This window comes from Streptomyces sp. NBC_00249 (assembly GCF_026342355.1).
GTDB lineage: Bacteria > Actinomycetota > Actinomycetes > Streptomycetales > Streptomycetaceae > Streptomyces.
Genome location: NZ_JAPEMV010000004.1, coordinates 52,965 through 68,989, shown reverse-complemented (window position 1 = coordinate 68,989; position 16,025 = coordinate 52,965). Strand labels below are relative to the sequence as shown.

At 74.1% G+C, this 16,025-nt stretch carries 15 protein-coding genes; 5 read left to right on the top strand and 10 right to left on the bottom strand.

The genetic code is table 11. The features are described 5' to 3' along the window. The first annotated feature begins 13 nt into the window (after positions 1 to 13). Positions 14 to 886 (top strand): NAD(P)-dependent oxidoreductase, encoded by an 873-nt coding sequence (locus OOK31_RS18570; protein WP_267088383.1) that lies wholly within the window; start codon positions 14 to 16, stop codon positions 884 to 886. Here the strand turns inward: OOK31_RS18570 and OOK31_RS18565 are convergent. The 4 genes from OOK31_RS18565 to OOK31_RS18550 form a co-directional block, all read right to left on the bottom strand. Then, positions 883 to 2,142, bottom strand: a complete 1,260-nt coding sequence (locus tag OOK31_RS18565) for a S9 family peptidase (RefSeq protein ID WP_267088382.1) — start codon at positions 2,140 to 2,142, stop codon at positions 883 to 885. The two genes, OOK31_RS18570 and OOK31_RS18565, sit on opposite strands and share 4 nt — an antisense overlap. A gap of 130 nt (positions 2,143 to 2,272) precedes the next feature. Then, positions 2,273 to 2,488 (bottom strand): hypothetical protein, encoded by a 216-nt coding sequence (locus OOK31_RS18560; protein ID WP_267088381.1) that lies wholly within the window; start codon positions 2,486 to 2,488, stop codon positions 2,273 to 2,275. 107 nt (positions 2,489 to 2,595) lie between these two features. Then, the gene (locus tag OOK31_RS18555) at positions 2,596 to 3,459 is read right to left on the bottom strand and encodes an arylamine N-acetyltransferase (protein WP_267088380.1); all 864 of its coding nucleotides are present in this window, start codon (positions 3,457 to 3,459) and stop codon (positions 2,596 to 2,598) included. Positions 3,460 to 3,538: 79 nt separating this feature from the next. Next, positions 3,539 to 4,681, bottom strand: a complete 1,143-nt coding sequence (locus tag OOK31_RS18550; protein ID WP_267088379.1) for an NADH-quinone oxidoreductase subunit D — start codon at positions 4,679 to 4,681, stop codon at positions 3,539 to 3,541. Between the two features lie 31 nt (positions 4,682 to 4,712). On the opposite strand from OOK31_RS18550, the gene OOK31_RS18545 reads away from it, so the two are divergent. From OOK31_RS18545 to OOK31_RS18535, 3 genes are all read left to right on the top strand, one after another. Further along, positions 4,713 to 5,204 carry a PH domain-containing protein gene (locus OOK31_RS18545; RefSeq protein WP_267088378.1) on the top strand — a complete coding sequence of 164 codons (492 nt, stop codon included), beginning with the start codon at positions 4,713 to 4,715 and terminating at the stop codon, positions 5,202 to 5,204. Positions 5,205 to 5,341: 137 nt separating this feature from the next. Continuing rightward, on the top strand, positions 5,342 to 6,661 hold the full coding sequence (locus OOK31_RS18540) for a PH domain-containing protein (RefSeq protein ID WP_267088930.1): 1,320 nt from the start codon (positions 5,342 to 5,344) through the stop codon (positions 6,659 to 6,661). A gap of 157 nt (positions 6,662 to 6,818) precedes the next feature. Beyond that, positions 6,819 to 7,442 carry a hypothetical protein gene (locus OOK31_RS18535; protein ID WP_267088377.1) on the top strand — a complete coding sequence of 208 codons (624 nt, stop codon included), beginning with the start codon at positions 6,819 to 6,821 and terminating at the stop codon, positions 7,440 to 7,442. A 33-nt stretch (positions 7,443 to 7,475) separates the two neighbouring features. Here OOK31_RS18535 and OOK31_RS18530 read toward each other — a convergent pair whose 3' ends face one another. Both OOK31_RS18530 and OOK31_RS18525 read right to left on the bottom strand, forming a co-directional pair. Next, positions 7,476 to 8,153 (bottom strand): response regulator transcription factor, encoded by a 678-nt coding sequence (locus OOK31_RS18530; protein WP_267088376.1) that lies wholly within the window; start codon positions 8,151 to 8,153, stop codon positions 7,476 to 7,478. A gap of 11 nt (positions 8,154 to 8,164) precedes the next feature. Continuing rightward, complete coding sequence (locus tag OOK31_RS18525; RefSeq protein ID WP_267088375.1) at positions 8,165 to 9,367, bottom strand: sensor histidine kinase; 1,203 nt, start codon at positions 9,365 to 9,367, stop codon at positions 8,165 to 8,167. Between the two features lie 107 nt (positions 9,368 to 9,474). Here OOK31_RS18525 and OOK31_RS18520 point away from each other — a divergent pair, with 107 nt between their 5' ends. After that, positions 9,475 to 10,506 (top strand): SAM-dependent methyltransferase, encoded by a 1,032-nt coding sequence (locus OOK31_RS18520; protein WP_267088374.1) that lies wholly within the window; start codon positions 9,475 to 9,477, stop codon positions 10,504 to 10,506. Positions 10,507 to 10,510: 4 nt separating this feature from the next. Here the strand turns inward: OOK31_RS18520 and OOK31_RS18515 are convergent, their stop codons facing one another. From OOK31_RS18515 to OOK31_RS18500, 4 genes are read right to left on the bottom strand one after another with little or no spacing between them, the layout of a single operon-like run. Continuing rightward, positions 10,511 to 11,593 (bottom strand): C40 family peptidase, encoded by a 1,083-nt coding sequence (locus OOK31_RS18515; RefSeq protein ID WP_267088373.1) that lies wholly within the window; start codon positions 11,591 to 11,593, stop codon positions 10,511 to 10,513. A gap of 51 nt (positions 11,594 to 11,644) precedes the next feature. After that, on the bottom strand, positions 11,645 to 12,127 hold the full coding sequence (locus OOK31_RS18510; protein ID WP_267088372.1) for a poly-gamma-glutamate biosynthesis protein PgsC/CapC: 483 nt from the start codon (positions 12,125 to 12,127) through the stop codon (positions 11,645 to 11,647). Beyond that, on the bottom strand, positions 12,124 to 13,689 hold the full coding sequence (pgsB, locus tag OOK31_RS18505; RefSeq protein ID WP_267088371.1) for a poly-gamma-glutamate synthase PgsB: 1,566 nt from the start codon (positions 13,687 to 13,689) through the stop codon (positions 12,124 to 12,126). The genes OOK31_RS18510 and pgsB overlap by 4 nt, the downstream gene beginning before the upstream one ends. A gap of 6 nt (positions 13,690 to 13,695) precedes the next feature. Continuing rightward, positions 13,696 to 16,008, bottom strand: coding sequence for a cache and HAMP domain-containing protein (locus OOK31_RS18500; RefSeq protein WP_323188229.1), 2,313 nt, complete (start codon positions 16,006 to 16,008; stop codon positions 13,696 to 13,698). Positions 16,009 to 16,025 lie beyond the last annotated feature (17 nt).

Below are 16,025 nucleotides of genomic sequence, written 5' to 3'. Positions count from 1 at the left end.
GGAGAACTCCGTCATGAACCAGATCTCGATCGTCGGACTCGGGCCCATGGGCCAGGCCATGGCCGCCGCCTACCTCGACGCCGGCTACCGGGTCACCGTCTGGAACCGCAGCCCGGGCAAGGACGACGCGCTGGTGGCGCGCGGCGCGCGGCGGGCCGCCAGCGCCGCCGAGGCCGTCGCCGCGAGCCCGCTGACCGTGCTGAGCCTCATCGACGCGGACGCCATGCGCACCGCGCTCGACGGGGTCCCGCTCGCCGGCCGGGTCCTCGCCAACCTCTCCTCGGACGTCCCGGACAAGGCCCGCGCCGCCGCCCGCTGGGCCGAGGAGCGCGGGGCCGCCGGCTACCTCACCGGCGGGGTCAACGTCCCGCCGGCCGGCATCGGCCAGGAGGGGGCCAGCATCTTCGTCAGCGGCCCGGGCGAGACGTACGAGGAGCACCGCGCCGCGCTCGACGTGCTCGCCGCCACCGACTACCGGGGCGCCGACCCGGGCTACGCGCAGCTCTACTACCAGCTCAACATGATCATGTTCTGGACCGCCTACACCGGCTGGTACCAGGCCCTCGCCGTGGCCCGGGCCAACGGCCTGACGGCGGCCGACGTCCTGCCGTACGCCGGGTACACGGCCGACAGCATGCGCGGGTTCTACGAGTTCACCACCCCGGCCGTCGACGCCGGCGACCACGACGGCTCGGCCGCCCGGCTCGCCATGTGCGCGGCGAGCCTCGAACACGTCCTGCACACGGCGGCCGACTCCGGCGTGGACACCTCGATCCTCGCCGCCCACGCCGACCTGTACCGGCGCGGCGTGGAGGCGGGCTTCGGGGCGGACGGCACCACCCGGCTGCTCGGGCTGCTGGAGGCCGGGACGCCGGCGAAGGCCTAGCGCAGGGAGTCGAACCAGCGGACGGCCTGGGGGGCCGAGCGGACCGCGCTGGCGGTGTGGTCGGCGTCCGGGCCCTGGTCGACGAGCTTCGCGCGGACCCCGTGCCGGGCCAGGGCCGCCGCGCAGGCGCGGGAGTTGGCGATCGGCACGTCGGTGTCCCCCGAGCCAGCGTAGAGGCGTACCGGGACGGGCGGCTTCCAGTCGCAGACCCCGTCGTTGGCCTTGAGGGCGTCGAGGTAGGCGCCCTGCGGGTGGCGCACCAGCTCCGCCCACCGCGGGGTCAGCAGCTGCCCGGTGTCCTCGGGCAGCGCGGTGATGATCTCCTCGAAGGAGTGGCTCCCGTCGAACAGGCCTTCCACAGCCTGTGCATAAGGTGCCCGGAACACCTCGGCCGGGTCCCCGTACAGGGGGTGGAGGCGGTTCTGCGCGGTCAGGAAGTAGGTGAGGTAGTAGACGGCGGAGCGCGGCGCGACGCTGCCGTCGCTGATGCCGGGGTTCTGCGAGCCGCTCAGATCGTACGGGCCGGCCATCGGGGCCAGCGCGCGCAGCCGCAGGCCGTCGCGGCCCCGGGACAGCTCGCGGCCCAGGGCCATCGCCACCTGCCCGCCCTGGGAGAAGCCGGTGGCGTACACGTCCCGGGTCACGGGGCGGCCCAGCCGCTCGGCCGCGCTGCGGGCCGCCTTCAGCATGTCGACGGAGGCGGTGACCGCGGAGGCGGTGTCCATGTAGGGGTGCGGGCCGGGGCCGCCGCCCAGGCCCAGGTAGTCGGGGGCGGCGACGGCGCGGCCGGCCGAGGCGTGCAGGTACGGGGTGAGCCGGTTGGAGCCGGCGTCGCCGGACGGGGCGTCCGTGCGGGTGGCGACGGTGCCGTGGGTGTCGGAGACCAGGTCCAGGCGGTGCGGGCCCCCGCGCGGCAGGACCAGGAGCCCGGTGGCGGTGGTGGGGCGGCCCTGGGGGTCGATGGTGGCGTAGGTGAGCCGGTGCGCTCCGACGCCGTACCGGACGGTGGCGCCGTCGATGCCGAGTCCGGCGAGGGCGGCGACGACCTGGGCGCGGTCGAGGGTGTCGAGCGGGGTGACGGAGATCAGCGTGCCCCGGGCGGTGGCGGGGGCCGCCGCGGCGGAGGGCGCGGCCAGGGCCATGGGGGCGGCGGCCCCGCCGAGTACGGCGGCCAGGGCCACGGCGGCCGCGCTGCGGCGCAGCCACGGCCGGCGGGTGCGGGTGCGGCTGCGGAAGGAGGGGCTCGTCGTCGTCATGCCCCGAACGCTACGGACGCCACCCCCGCCCCCAACACGGGGAACGCCCCCGCGCGTTACCGGGGGCCAGCCCCCGTGCGCCGCTCAGGGGCGGGCGGGTAGGAAACCCGTCGGCGCCGGTCCGCCGGGCTCAGAACAGCGGCAGCTGGCCCGGATGCGGGGCGAGGGCGAAGCCGTCCAGCGTCGGGGCGGAGGCGCCGAGCATCACCCGCGCCCGGGAGCCGGGGCAGGACACCAGGTCGCCGCGCCCGCGCCCGGCCGGGGGGTCGTGGCGGGCGATCCGGCCGGCCGTCACGGCGCAGTCGCGGCCGCAGGTCGGGCAGGCCCGTCGGGGGGAGTGGGACATGCCCCAAGTCTGCCCTGCCGCACCGACATCGACGCCGCCGCCCTCGTGGGCCCGGCCCAGGCCCGGCGGTGTCGGCGGCGGTATCGGCGGCGGTGTCAGCGGCGGTGTCAGCGGCGGTGGGTGGCGAGCCACGCCGTGTGCGCCCGGTTCACCCGGGCCCACAGCGCCGCCCGGTCCGCCGGGGTCAGGTCGTCGAGGGCCCGGCCGAAGAGGGTCCCGATGACCTCGAACAGCTCCTCGGGCCCGTCCAGTACCCGTTCCGTCGTGCCCTTCGCGGGCTCGACGCGGCTCAGGACGCGGCCGCGCAGGATGTCCGCGCCCTCCGCGTCCCGCCGCAGCAGCGCGAAGGTCCGTACGAAGGGAGAGTCCTCGGAGGTCGACAGCCAGGTGTGCATCGCCTCGAAGTCGGCCGTGGTCGCGGGGGCGTCGCGGAAGTTCACCCGGGGCATGTGGCCGGCGGGGGTGAGGAAGCTCCAGCCCGGGCCCTCGCCCTCCAGCGGCTCCAGCCGCTCCATCGCGTACCCGAAGCCGCTCTGCTCGTACGCGCCCTCGCGCAGCGGCAGCGGCTCGTACGGGCCGTCCCCGAGCCCGGCCTCCACCCAGTAGGCGGTGCCCCCGACGCGGACGGTCAGCACGAGGTGCCCGCCGCCGACCTCGCGCGAGTCGGCTTCGGCGCACACACCGCCGACGTGGCGCGTGACCTCGTACCCCAGGGTCTCCAGCAGCAGCGCGAAACCGCCGTTGAGGTGGAAGCAGTAGCCCCCGCGCCCGGCGGCGAAGCGGCGGGCCGACAGCTCGGGGTCGATGGCCGGCGGCCGGCCCAGCTGGACGTCGACGTTGTCGTAGGAGATCCGCTCCAGGTGCGCCCTCTGGAGCGCGAACAGCCCCTCGACGGAGGGTGCACCGGGGTCGGCGATGCCGAGCCGGCGCAGGTAGGCGGCGATGGTGTCGGTGTGCGTGCCCGTGGTCATGGGGGCACCCTAGGTCGGCCCGGGCCCGCCCTCACCGGGATATCGGGCGACTGTCAGGTCGGGCCGGACCGGCCGCCGGTCACTTGTCGATGTCGCCGACGACGAAGAACAGCGAGCCCAGGATCGACACCATGTCCGCGACCAGCTGCCCCGGCAGCAGGACGGCGAGGGCCTGGATGTTGTTGTAGGAGGCGCTGCGCAGCTTCAGCCGGTACGGGGTCTTCTCGCCCTTCGAGACCAGGTAGTAGCCGTTGATGCCGAGCGGGTTCTCCGTCCAGGCGTACGTGCTGCCCTCCGGGGCCTTCAGCACCTTCGGCAGGCGCTGGTTGACCGGCCCCGGCGCCAGCTCCGCCATCCGGTCCAGGCAGGCCACCGCCAGGTCGAGGGCGTTGTGCGTCTGGTCGAGGAGCACCTCGAAGCGGGCCAGGCAGTCGCCCTCGGTGCGGGTGACCACCTTCAGGACGTCCTGGAGCTCGCCGTACGCCAGGTACGGCTCGTCGCGCCGCAGGTCGAAGTCGACGCCGGAGGCGCGGGCGATGGGGCCGGAGACCCCGTACGCGTGCACCGCCTCCCGGGACAGGACGCCGACGCCGCGCGTGCGGCCGCGGAAGATCTCGTTGCCGCGGACGAGCTTGTCGTAGACGTCCATCCGGGTCCGGACGTCGGCGATGGCCTCGCGGGCCCGGCCCAGCCAGCCGGCCGGGAGGTCCTCCTTGAGGCCGCCGACCCGGTTGAACATGTAGTGCATGCGGCCGCCGGAGATCTCCTCCATGACGGCCTGGAGCTCCTCGCGCTCGCGGAACGCGTGGAAGATCGGGGTGATGCCGCCCAGCTCCAGGGGGTAGGAGCCGAGGAACATCAGGTGGTTCAGGACCCGGTTCAGCTCCGCGAGGAGGGTCCGCATCCACACCGCGCGCTCGGGGACCTCCATGCCGAGCATCCGCTCGACGGCCATGACCACGCCCAGCTCGTTGGAGAACGCGGACAGCCAGTCGTGGCGGTTCGCGAGCATCACGATCTGGCGGTAGTCGCGGGCCTCGAAGAGCTTCTCGGCGCCGCGGTGCATGTAGCCGACCACCGGCTCGGCGCTGACGATCCGCTCGCCGTCCAGGACGAGCCGCAGGCGCAGCACGCCGTGCGTGGAAGGGTGCTGCGGTCCGATGTTGAGCACCATGTCGGTGCTCTCCGCCGCGCCGCCGATGCCGACCGTGGTCTCCGTCATGGCGGCATTGTCGCAGTCCTAGGGTGGGCGTATGGAAATCGGGACGACGGGTGAGACGGGCCGGCCCGCATGGGTGGGGCTGCCGGGCGGGCTGCTCACGCTCCGGCGGCTGCTGCTGGTGATCTGGACGCTGCTGCTCGCCACGGCGACGGCGGTACTGCTCGGCGTCCTCGGCGGCCCCGCCTGGGCGGCCCTCGGGGCGCCGTGGCTCGGGGTCCTGGCCTGGGGGTGGGTCATGCTCGGGCGGAACTGGCGGTCCTGGCGGTACGCCGAACGGGCCGACGACCTGCTGATCAGCCGGGGCGTCCTGTGGCGGCAGGAGACCGTGGTCCCGTACGGGCGGATGCAGCTGGTCGAGGTCACCTCCGGGCCGCTGGAGCGGCGCTTCGGGCTGGCCTCCGTACAGCTGCACACGGCCGCCGCCGCGACGGACGCCAAGATCCCGGGGCTGGTGCCGGCGGAGGCCGAGCGGCTGCGGGACCGGCTGACGGAGCTGGGCGAAGCAAGGTCGGCGGGGCTGTGAGCGGGCCGGGGGAGCGGGTGGGGGAGCCGGCGCGGGAGCCGGTACCGCAGGCGATTCCGCAGCCGGACGGGGAGGCGGTCGGGGCCTACGGGGAGCCGTACCCCGAGCCGTCCGGCGGGCCGGTCGCGCCGTCCGGGCTGGAGCCCGTCTCCGCCGGGGCTCCGGGAGCCGTCGAGCGGAGGCTGCACGTCCTGACCCCGCTGCGCCGCGCGTGGGTGCCGATCGCCGCCACCGTCGGCATCGCCGCCCAGCAGGGCGAACGCGTCGAGGAGTGGGCCGGCGCCCTCTCCGTGCAGCTGCGGCTGCTCGCGCTGACCGCCCTGGTCCTCGTCTTCGGCACGTACGGCTTCCTCAGCTGGTGGTTCACCCACTACGCCGTCACCGACACCGAGCTGCGCATCCGCACCGGCCTCCTCTTCCGCCGCACCGCCCACATCCGGCTCGACCGGATCCAGGCCGTGGACGTCACCCGCCCGATGCTGGCCCGGATCGCCGGGGTCGCGAAGCTGCGGCTCGACGTCATCGGCACCGAGGCGAAGGACGAGCTGTCCTTCCTCGCCGAGGCCGACGCCACCGCCCTGCGCGCCGAGCTGCTGGCCCGCGCCGCCGGCTTCGCCCCCGCACACGCCGCCACCGTCGGCCAGGCCCCCGCACGCGAACTGCTGCGGGTGCCGGTGCGCCACCTCGCGGTGTCCCTGCTGCTGAGCCTCGGCGTGTGGGCGGCCCTCGCCGTCGGGCTCACGGCCCCGCTCGCCGTGTGGTGGCTCAGCGACAACCTCTGGGCGGCGGTGGCCACCCTGGTCCCGCTGCTGGGCGCCGTCTGGTCGGGCAGCCTCGGCCGCTTCCTCACCGAGTACGACTGGACCGTCGCCGAGTCCCCCGACGGGCTGCGCCTGGACCACGGGCTGCTGGACCGGGCCCACGAGACGGTCCCGCCGGGGCGCGTGCAGAGCGTACGGATCGTGGAGCCGCTGCTGTGGCGGCGGCTCGGCTGGGTCCGGGTGGAGCTGGCCGTGGCGGGCTCCAAGAACGAGGTGCTGGTCCCCGTCGCCACGCGGGCCGCCGCCCACGCGGTCATCGCCCGCGTGCTGCCGGGCGCCGATCTGGGCGCCCTGGAGTTCACCCCGTCCCCGCGCGCCGGCTCGCGGTGGGTGGTGCCGGTGTGGTGGAAGGGGTACGGGCTGGCCGTCTCGGAAGAGCTCTTCGCGGCCCGGCGCGGGCGCCTGTGCCGGCGTACCGACTACGTCCCGCACGCGAAGGTGCAGAGCGTGCGCCGCTCGCAGGGCCCCTGGCAGCGGGCCCGCGGCGTGGCCGACGTCCACGTGGACACCGGCGCGAACGGCACCGTCACGGCCCACCTGCGCGCCACCGCCGAAGCCGCCGCCCTCCTCGAAGCCCAGGCCACCCGCTCCCGCACCTCCCGCGCGACGGCCCGCCCGGACCGCTGGATGACCTGAGACGGCCCGGTCGGGGCAGCGGCCGGACGGAGGCTTGTGCTGCGGCAGTCGGGGTAACTCCGGGTAGATGATATGAAACTGACGGTTGCTCTGGGTAGCGCTCAGGATCGACGGACCCTCGATCCGGTCCGCCTACGGCAACCGAAGGACTGCACCCATGAACATCCTCCGCACGGCACGCGTCGCGCTCCCCTCCGTGGCCGCCCTCACGCTGACGCTGGCGTTCGCCGGCCCTGCGGCCGCCGACCCGGCGTTCGTGATCCGCAGCGGCTCCCAGATCAACTTCGCCGCGCTGCCCGGAGAGTCCAACAACGTCACCTTCCGGGTCAGCATGAGCGGGGGGTTCCTGGAGGTCAACGACTCGGGGAACCCGCTGACCCCCGGGCCCGGCTGTGTGCAGTTCGCCAACCCCAACACCGTCCGCTGCGGCGCTGCGGCCAGCGTGACCCGCATCCAGGCCTCGCTGGGCGACCGTGACGACGTGGCCACCAACAACACCTCGATCGCCAGCGACATCGTCGGCGGCGAGGGCGACGACATCCTCGTCGGCGGCAGCGGCCCCGACCGGCTCACCGACTCCGACGGCTGGAACGCCGCGCCCGGCGCCACCACCCTCACCTTCGACGGGCGCGGCGGCAACGACACGATCCTCAGCCGCAACGGCGGATTCGACCGGATCAACTGCGGCGAGAACCCGGCCGACTTCGACATCCTGATGGCCGACGCGGCCACCCTCGACTCCGTCGTCCCGAACACCTGTGAGTTCGTCCAGCGCTTCTAGTCCGCCCCGCCCCGCCGGGGGCGGCGGTCGCGGCTACGCCGCCGAGCCGCCCCCGGCCCGGACCAGGCCCGTCTCGTAGGCCAGAACGACGACCTGGACGCGGTCGCGCAGGCTCAGCTTCGTCAGGATGCGGCCCACGTGGGTCTTCACCGTGGCCTCCGAGAGGACCAGCCGGCCGGCGATCTCGCCGTTCGACAGGCCCTGCGCCACCAGGAGCATGACCTCCCGCTCGCGGTCCGTCAGCCGCTCGATCTCCTTGTTCTCCGGCTCCGCCGTCGTACTCGGCAGCATCGGCGCGAACCGGTCCAGCAGCCGGCGCGTCGTCGACGGGGCCACCACCGCGTCCCCGCTGTGCACGGAGCGGATCGCGGCCAGCAGCTCCGCCGGCGGCACGTCCTTCAGCATGAAGCCGCTCGCACCCGCCTTCAGCCCGGAGAACGCGTACTCGTCCAGGTCGAAGGTGGTCAGGATGATGACCTTCGGGTGCTCCTCCGGCTCACAGATCCGCCGCGTCGCCTCGACCCCGTCCAGCCGCGGCATGCGCACGTCCATCAGCACCACGTCCACCTTCGTGGCCCGCAGCACCTCCAGCGCCTCCAGGCCGTCCCCGGCCTCCGCGACGACCTCCATGTCCGGCTGGGCGGCGAGCACCATCCTGAAGCCGGTGCGCAGCAGCACCTGGTCGTCGACCAGCATCACTCGGATGGACATGGGTGAATACCTCAACTCTTCTTGAGCGGGAGCAGTGCGCTGATCCGGAAGCCCCCGCCGGGGCGCGGGCCCGCGTCCAGGGTTCCTCCGACCATACCGATGCGCTCCCGCATCCCGATCAGACCGTGCCCGGCGCCGTCCGCGCCGCCGTCCTCGTACAGTTCGTGCGCCGCGCCCCGCCCGTCGTCCTCGACGAGCAGGCCGAGCCCGTCGTCGAAGTAGACCAGCCGCACACTGGCCTTCGCGTCCGGACCCCCGTGCTTGCGCGTGTTCGTCAGCGCCTCCTGCACGATCCGGTACGCGGTCAGTTCCACCCCGCTGGGCAGCTTGCGCGGGGCGCCCTCCACCTCGAAGTCCACCGTCAGCCCGGCCGCCCGTACCTGCTCGACGAGGACCTCGATCTGCTCCACGTCCGGCTGCGGCACGTAGTCCTCGGACTCCTGCGGCTCACCGGTGCGCAGCACGCCCAGCAGCCGGCGCATCTCGGCCAGGGCCTGCCGGCCGGTGCCGGAGATGGTCTGGAGGGCCTCCTTGGCCTGATCCGGGGCCACGTCCATGACGTACGCGGCGCCGTCGGCCTGGACCACCATCACCGACACGTTGTGCGCGACGACGTCGTGCAGCTCGCGGGCGATCCGGGCGCGCTCGGCGGCCACCGCCACCTTGGCCTGCGCCTCGCGCTCCTTCTCCAGCCGCTGGTTCCGTTCGACGAGCTGCGCGTAGTAGGCGCGGCGGGTGCGCAGCGAGTCGCCCAGCACCCAGGCGAGGGCGAAGGGGACGGCCACCCCGATGGTGAACAGGAGGCTGTTGGTGAGGTTGAGGCCCTTGTCCACGCCGTTGCGCAGGAAGTACAGCGGGGAGGCGGCCAGCCCCCAGCCCAGCGCGGTGCGCGAGACCCAGCGCGGGACGTCGCTCGCGGCGACCGTGAAGAGGACGATGAACATCGCCAGGTCGTAGGAGCCGGCGGTGATGCCCAGGGCCAGCTGGTAGACGCCCGCCCCGAGGGTGAGCCAGAGCATCGCCCGCGTCCACCTGCGCCGCAGGGCCACGGCCGTGCTCAGCGCGACCACCACGGGGACGGCGGCCAGCTTCAGCCGGGTGTCGAGGGCGGGCTCCTCCAGGACGTTCAGCATGGAGACCCCGAAGAGGAGGACAGCCCAGAAGCTGTCGACGCCCGTCGGGTGTCTGCGGATGAAGTCGTAGAGGCGCTGCACGTAACCCAGAGTAGGGAACGGGGATAGGTGCTGGAGTCAACCACAGGTGCGATCCCTGTGACGGGGGTGTACTCCCCAAGGTGGAGGGTGAGCTTAACCTTCGTGGGATGAGCGCTCAGGGTGAAGTCAGGGGTCCGGTCCGGTGGCGCGCCGCGATGGAGGCGGCGCTCTACGGACCCGACGGCTTCTACGTCCGTCCCGGCGGCCCGGGGCCCGCCGGGCACTTCCGGACCTCCGTGCACGCCTCGCCGCTCTACGCGGGCGCCGTGGCCCGGCTGCTGCGGATCGTCGACGCGGAACTGGGCCGGCCCGAGCGGCTCGACCTGGTCGACGTCGGGGCCGGGCGCGGCGAACTGCTGACCGGGGTGCTCGCCGCCCTGCCCCCGGAGACGGCGGCGCGGGTGCGGCCGTACGCGGTCGAGCGGGCGGCCCGTCCCGAGGGGCTGGACCCGCGGATCCGGTGGGCCGCCGAGGCCCCCGAAGGGACGACGGGGCTGCTGTTCGCGAACGAGTGGCTGGACAACGTCCCGCTCGACATCGCCGAGGACGGCCGCTACGTCCTGGTCGCGCCCGACGGTACGGAGAGCCCCGGCGGCCCCCTCGACGCGGCGGACCGGGCCTGGCTGGAGCGCTGGTGGCCCGGTGCGGCGGGCGCGGGCGAAGGGGAGGCGGGCGAAGCGGGTGCCGGCGGCCGGGCCGAGATCGGACGGCCGCGCGATGCGGCCTGGGCGGCGGCCGTCGCCACCCTGGAACGGGGCCTTGCGGTGGCCGTGGACTACGCCCACACCCGCGCGGCCCGCCCCCCGTACGGCACCCTCACCGGCTTCCGCGCGGGCCGCGAGACCGCCCCCGTCCCGGACGGCGGCTGCGACGTCACCGCGCACGTGGCCCTCGACGCCTGCGCGGGGCCCGGCGCCCGCCTGCTCACCCAGCGCGAGGCCCTGACCGCCCTCGGCGTCTCGGGCGGCCGTCCCCCGCTGGCCCTGGCCTCCACCGACCCGGCGGGCTACGTCCGGGCCCTGTCGGCGGCGGGCGAGGCGGCGGAACTCACCGCCCGGGGCGGCCTGGGCGACTTCGGCTGGCTGGTCCAGCCGGTCGGCGGCGCGGCCCCCTGGCCCCCGGCTCCGACGGCCCCGTAGTTCCTCAGAGCCGCTTCGCGCTGCGCAGGGTGGTCGCGTAGTAGCCGTTGCCGTCCAGGCGGGAGGCGCCGCCCTTGTCGCCGATGGTGGGGCCGTCGGCCTCCTCGCGGCTGGAGATGAAGATCTGGTGCCCGTCGGTGTCGGTGCCCAGGTAGATGCCCGTGTGGTCGAGGCGGTCCTTGGTGCGGGCGTCGAGCTTGAAGAACAGCACGTCGCCGGGCTGGAGCACATCGATCGACGCGGGCCGGTCCTGCGGGCCGACGCCCCCCAGCGGGATGACGTCCTTGCCCTGAGCCGAGCGGGCCATGCCGTTCGCGGTGCGCGGCAGGCCCGCCCCGGCGACGTCGTCGGACAGCAGGGGGTAGCGGGCCCGGTAGCCGAAGACCGTGCGGACGAAGCCGGAACAGTCCATCGCCCGGTAGCGGGGGGCCTGCGGCTGCTTGGTGACGCCGTTGCGGAAGGCGTACGGCTTGCCGAGGTAGTCGTAGAAGTCCGACTGCTCCAGGCGCAGGTCGTTGCCGGCCGAGCCCGCCGGGTTGAGCGGCCCGAAGGAGGCGTCGCCCGCGTACGCGGTGCCCTGCGCGTCCTTCTTCACGGGGGCCTGGTCCCCGTACTGGAACGCGAAGGCGAAGAGGTCGTCCTCCTGGCTCCCGAAGTACTTCTTGAACCACTCCTTGAACCACGGCTGGGTCTCCGCGCCCTGCTTCCACGGCTCGGGCATCAGCCGCACCCAGTTCTCGGTGACCACCCGCGAGGTGGTGTTCGCGGGCTCCGTGAAGGTGCGGCTCGGGCCGGTGAGGGTGGCCGTGCGGGCGCCGTCCGTGAAGGTGGCCAGGACCTGCCCGGCGCCGTCGCGCAGCACCGACCGGTCGGGGCTCTTGACGCGTTCCCACTTCTGCGCGCCGGTCTCGCCCGCCGCGATGCCGCTCGCCGCCTTGCTGTCGAGCACGACGTGGACGGCGGGCGACTGCGCCTGCTCCTGCGTCCGCAGCGCGTAGGTGAAGTAGGCGCTGCCGGCCAGCAGCGCGAGCACGGTGGCCGCGTGCAGCACGGGACGTGAGCGGCGGCTCTTCGGCTTGGCGGTCATGGGGGGCTCCGGACGGTCGAGGGGCGGAGGGAGGGGGGAAGGGGGCGCGGGTCAGCCCTTGGGCATGACGCCGAGGAGGATCCCGGCCGTCAGGACCACGTACGTCATGAGCGTCGCGCTGCCGGTGGCCAGCAGGGTGGCCCCCTTGGGCTGGCGGACCAGCTGGTAGGCGACCAGGCCCGGGACGATGAAGCCGAGGGTCTGGTTCGCGTAGAGCAGCGGGAACTCCATCTGGAGCACGATCACCACGGTGGCCTGGAGCAGGACGCCGATGAGCACGACGGCGGCGAACAGGCGCTTGCCGTAGAGGATGACGAACTTCTGCGTGAGCAGGGTCAGGACGTACGTCAGGACGGTGATGCCCACCACCAGGGCCGCGCGCTGGAGGTCCTCGATCAGGGTCAGCGCCAGCCAGCCGGGGGTGATCATGCCGCCCGGGGAGAGGTTGGTCGTCAGGTAGCAGAGCAGGGAGAAGAGGAGCCCCAGCGCGATGCCGATCGCGGCGATCTCAGGGGTGAGGACGGCGGGGATCAACGGGCTTCTCCTGGGGCGTACGGGGGGTACTGCTGCGGGGTCTGCGGCTGCGGCTCCGTCTGCGGCTGCGGCCAGGCCGGGACGGGGGTCGCGGCGCCGATGCCGTACGGGTCCACGGGGCGCGGGGGCTGCGCGTACGGGTCCCCGGACCAGGGGCCGGGCGGCGGCGGCCCGCCGTACGGGGGCTGCTGGTGCGGGGGTGCGTACGGGGGCTGCTGGTACGGGACCTGGCCGTACGGCGGCTGCTGCGGGTGGCCGGGACCCGGCCCCGCGTACGGGTCGTGGCCGTACGGGGCGTCCGCGTACGGGTCGAGCGGCCGCGCGAAGGCCGGGGCGGGCTCCTCCCGCGGCTTCCCGGCGGGCTCCGGCTCCGGCTCCGACTCGTCCGGCGGCAGCTCCGCGAGGTGCTCCAGCAGGATCTCGCCCTGCCCGTGGATGTTGCCGATGGCCACCAGCGAGGAGTCGGCGCCGAGGTGGCCCAGCAGCTCGTGCATGAACTCCTCGCCGTCGCGCTGGTCACCGCCCAGGTCGACCGCGCGGTCGCGCCACTCGGCCGGGATCGCGTCGATGGCGCTCTTCGCGGGGTGCCCGATCACGAACACCTTGTCCGGGCGCAGTTCGGGGACGATCGCGCCCATCTGGCCGTTGCGCTCGACGCGGTCGGGGCGGCAGTTGATCACCACGTTCAGGGGGCGGTCCACCGCGCCCAGGTCCAGCAGCTGGTTGATGTTCATCAGCGTGGACTCGGGGTCGTTGGCCGCGAAGACATTCGCGAAGCGCAGCCGCTTCCCGCCCGGGGCCACGTACCGCTCGACCGACAGGACGCCCGGGTCCGGCGGGGCCTCGTACATGCCCTTGAGGGCGGTGGCCCGGTCGACGCCGAGGAGCTCGGCGACGGTGAGGGCGATGGCGACGTTCTCCTTGAAGGTGAACCAGCTGAAGCCGCGCAGCTCCTCGTCGGAGACGGTGTCCGGATCGGCGTAGACCAGCTCGCAGTCGCGGGCGTCGGCCTCCAGCTGGAGGACGTCGAAACGTTCCTTCTCGGCGGTGACGCAGATCCCGCCGTGCGGCATCGACCGCGACAGGGAACGCGCGATGTCGTCCAGCGTCGGACCCATCTCGGCGACGTGGTCCTCGCGGACGTTGCACAGGACGCCGATGGTCGACTGGATCAGCTTCGACTGGTTGATCTCCTGGAGCGCCGGCATGACGGCCATGCACTCCATGACCAGGACGTCCGGGCGGTAGGCGGCCGCGCGCCGCACGATACCGATCTGCTCGACCACGTTGGCGATGCCGAACTTGCGGTAGACCGGCTCCTCCGTGGCGTCCGGGTGGATGAACCGGGCCGCCGTGCCGGTGGTCTTCGCGACCGTCGTGAGGCCGCCGCCGCGCAGGGCGCCCGCGCACAGGCGGGTGATCGAGCTCTTGCCGCGGATGCCGTTGACCAACACCCGGTTGGGGATCCGGTCCAGGCTGGCGAAGTGGCGGCGCTGCTCGACGACGCCCGCCACCAGCATGATCAGGCAGCAGACGAGCAGGACGCAGTAGAGGAAGAGCACGGCGGTTCAGTTCCTTCCGGCCGGGGCGGACGGCTTCGGCTTCCCGGCGCTGCGGCCGGCGCCCTGTCTGCGCTGCTGTTGTTGCTGCTGGAGCTGCTGGCGGAGGATCTCCAGGCTGCGGGTGACCGCGCCCAGCTCGTCGTGGTGGCGCGGGTAGAGCACGGTGCGGCGGTCGCCGTCGGCGAGGGCCTCGGCGCGCCGGGCGAGTTCGCGCAGCGGGGCGACCACGACGATCTGGAGCCAGCCCAGGCAGGCCGCGCCGACGGCGAAGCCGAGCAGGCCCGCCAGGACGGTGCGGTTCTGCACGTCGTACTCGTGGATGGCCAGGCCCTTCGCGGACTGCCAGCTGACGACGGTCCAGTCCAGCGGCTCGGCCGCGCCGCCGCCCACGAAGGGCGCGGCCGCCGCGACGACGTGGTCGCCGCCGCTGCGGTAGAGGACCCCGTGGGGGCGCCGGGTGGTGCCCACCGTGAGGGCGGAGCTCTTGACGAGGGCGTCGAGCCGTTCGTCGTCGAGCTTCTCGAAGGCGCGGTAGCCGCCGTTGGAGGCGATGATCCGGTGCTGGGAGTCCACGACCCGGATCTCGCCCAGGCCCGGCCGTTTGAGCAGGGAGTTCAGGAAGTCGATGCGGAACTCGCCGACGACCGCCGCGCCCTCCCGGCCGGGGACGGGGGCCGTCGCGACGACGACGGGCGAATGGCCGCCCCCGCGCAGCGCGACGGGCTCCTTGCGCGGGCCCTTGCCCCCGGCGTCCTGGGGGTCGCCGCCCGCCCGGGCGAGGACCTTGCCGTCCGCGTCGAGGACGTAGAGGGAGGCGTAGCGGACGTGCTCCCGCGCGGTGTGCTCCAGGACGGACGTCATGTGCTCGGGGGTGCTGTCGGAGCCCATCAGCGCGGCCACCGACAGCAGGTCGGCCTGGCCCTCGTTGAGGGCGCGGCGGACCCGGTCGCTCAGGGTGTCGGTGCGCTCGCGCTGGTCGTCGACGAGCTGCTGCGGTACGACCACGTCGTCGCCGGCCCGGTTGACGATCAGGCCCAGCGGCAGGCACCAGGCCAGCAGCAGTACCCCGCACAGGGCGACGAGCGTACGGGCCCCCGTACGGCGCACACGGCGGGTGCGCGAGCCGGCCGGGGTCTCGCCGCCGCTCAGCAGCTGCACGCGCAGCCGCTCCAGCGAGGTCGCGATGCGGGCGGCCTCCGCCCCGCGCGGTACGGGCACGGGCCGGGTCAGCTCGCCCCGGGTCAGGCGCCGGCTCTCCAGGAAGAGGCTGATCAGCGGCCGCTGCACGGTGGCCACGAGGAGTGCGACGACCAGGGCGCCGACGAGCAGCAGGGCCCCGGCGAGGACCAGCCCGGCGAAGGCGTCGGAGGCCCGGGCCTTGTTCTGCGCGACGTCGACCATGGCGACGACGGTCAGGCCCAGGCCGGTGGCGTCGGTGTGGACGCCCGCCTCGGGCCCGGCGAGCCGGGCGTAGCCGGCGGCCGTGCGCTTGCCGCCGGACTCGCCGCCGAGCAGGCTGCCGCTGACCCCGGGGAAACCGCCGGAACCGGGCTCCTTCACGGTCAGCGGGTGGGGCGCGGTCTTCTTCGCGGCGGCCTTCGAGAGGGAGGCGAGCTGCTTGGTGTCGCGCGTGGCCCCGGCGCGCTGGGCGTCGGTGGAGGCCATCTCCGGTTCGGGGATGCCGTCGCTGCTGAGCACCGTGCCGTCGGAGCCGACGACGGCCACCGAACGGAACTTGCCCAGGCTGATCCCCGGGAAGCGCAGGCTGCTGGAGGCGACCAGCAGCTGCTGCGGCTGGTCCTTCCAGGACAGCAGGGAGAGGGTCAGCAGCCGGGTCTCGCCGTTGGCCAGCCGGACCATGCGCGGGGCCAGGCCGTCCTCGTCGGCGAGCTTGCCGTGGTCGACGGCGGTCAGCGGGAGGTTCTCGCCGCGGGCGGCGAGCAGCTTGCCGGAGCCGATCTCGACGACGGCGGTGCCGCGCCACTTCTGGTAGACGCTGCCGATGCGTTCGAGGACGGCGTCCGGGGCGAGGGGCTTGCCGGAGGAGAAGAGGGAGGCGGCCCGGTCGAGGTCGGTGACGCTCTCGTCCAGGGAGGCGCGCAGGGCGATGGCACCGTCCTCGGCGAAGTGCTGCTGGGAGGTCAGTACGGCCTCCGGGAGCCGGTCGGCGCGCAGGCTGCCGAGGCTGAGCGAGGTGAACCCCGCGAGGGCGAGCAGCAGGACCGACAGGACGGTGACCGGGGGCCTGATGCCACCGAGCAGGGACATGTCGGCCCTACGGCGGGCCTTGCGCCGCCGTGCGGTGCGCGATGCGGCCACAGCGGGGTCCTTCCTGG

Coding starts and splice junctions, on each gene's coding strand:
- OOK31_RS18570 (WP_267088383.1), top strand. CDS start 14: ATGAACCAGATCTCGATCGTCGGACTCGGGCCCATGGGCCAGGCCATG.
- OOK31_RS18565 (WP_267088382.1), bottom strand. CDS start 2,142: ATGACGACGACGAGCCCCTCCTTCCGCAGCCGCACCCGCACCCGCCGG.
- OOK31_RS18560 (WP_267088381.1), bottom strand. CDS start 2,488: ATGTCCCACTCCCCCCGACGGGCCTGCCCGACCTGCGGCCGCGACTGC.
- OOK31_RS18555 (WP_267088380.1), bottom strand. CDS start 3,459: ATGACCACGGGCACGCACACCGACACCATCGCCGCCTACCTGCGCCGG.
- OOK31_RS18550 (WP_267088379.1), bottom strand. CDS start 4,681: ATGACGGAGACCACGGTCGGCATCGGCGGCGCGGCGGAGAGCACCGAC.
- OOK31_RS18545 (WP_267088378.1), top strand. CDS start 4,713: ATGGAAATCGGGACGACGGGTGAGACGGGCCGGCCCGCATGGGTGGGG.
- OOK31_RS18535 (WP_267088377.1), top strand. CDS start 6,819: ATGAACATCCTCCGCACGGCACGCGTCGCGCTCCCCTCCGTGGCCGCC.
- OOK31_RS18530 (WP_267088376.1), bottom strand. CDS start 8,153: ATGTCCATCCGAGTGATGCTGGTCGACGACCAGGTGCTGCTGCGCACC.
- OOK31_RS18520 (WP_267088374.1), top strand. CDS start 9,475: ATGAGCGCTCAGGGTGAAGTCAGGGGTCCGGTCCGGTGGCGCGCCGCG.
- OOK31_RS18515 (WP_267088373.1), bottom strand. CDS start 11,593: ATGACCGCCAAGCCGAAGAGCCGCCGCTCACGTCCCGTGCTGCACGCG.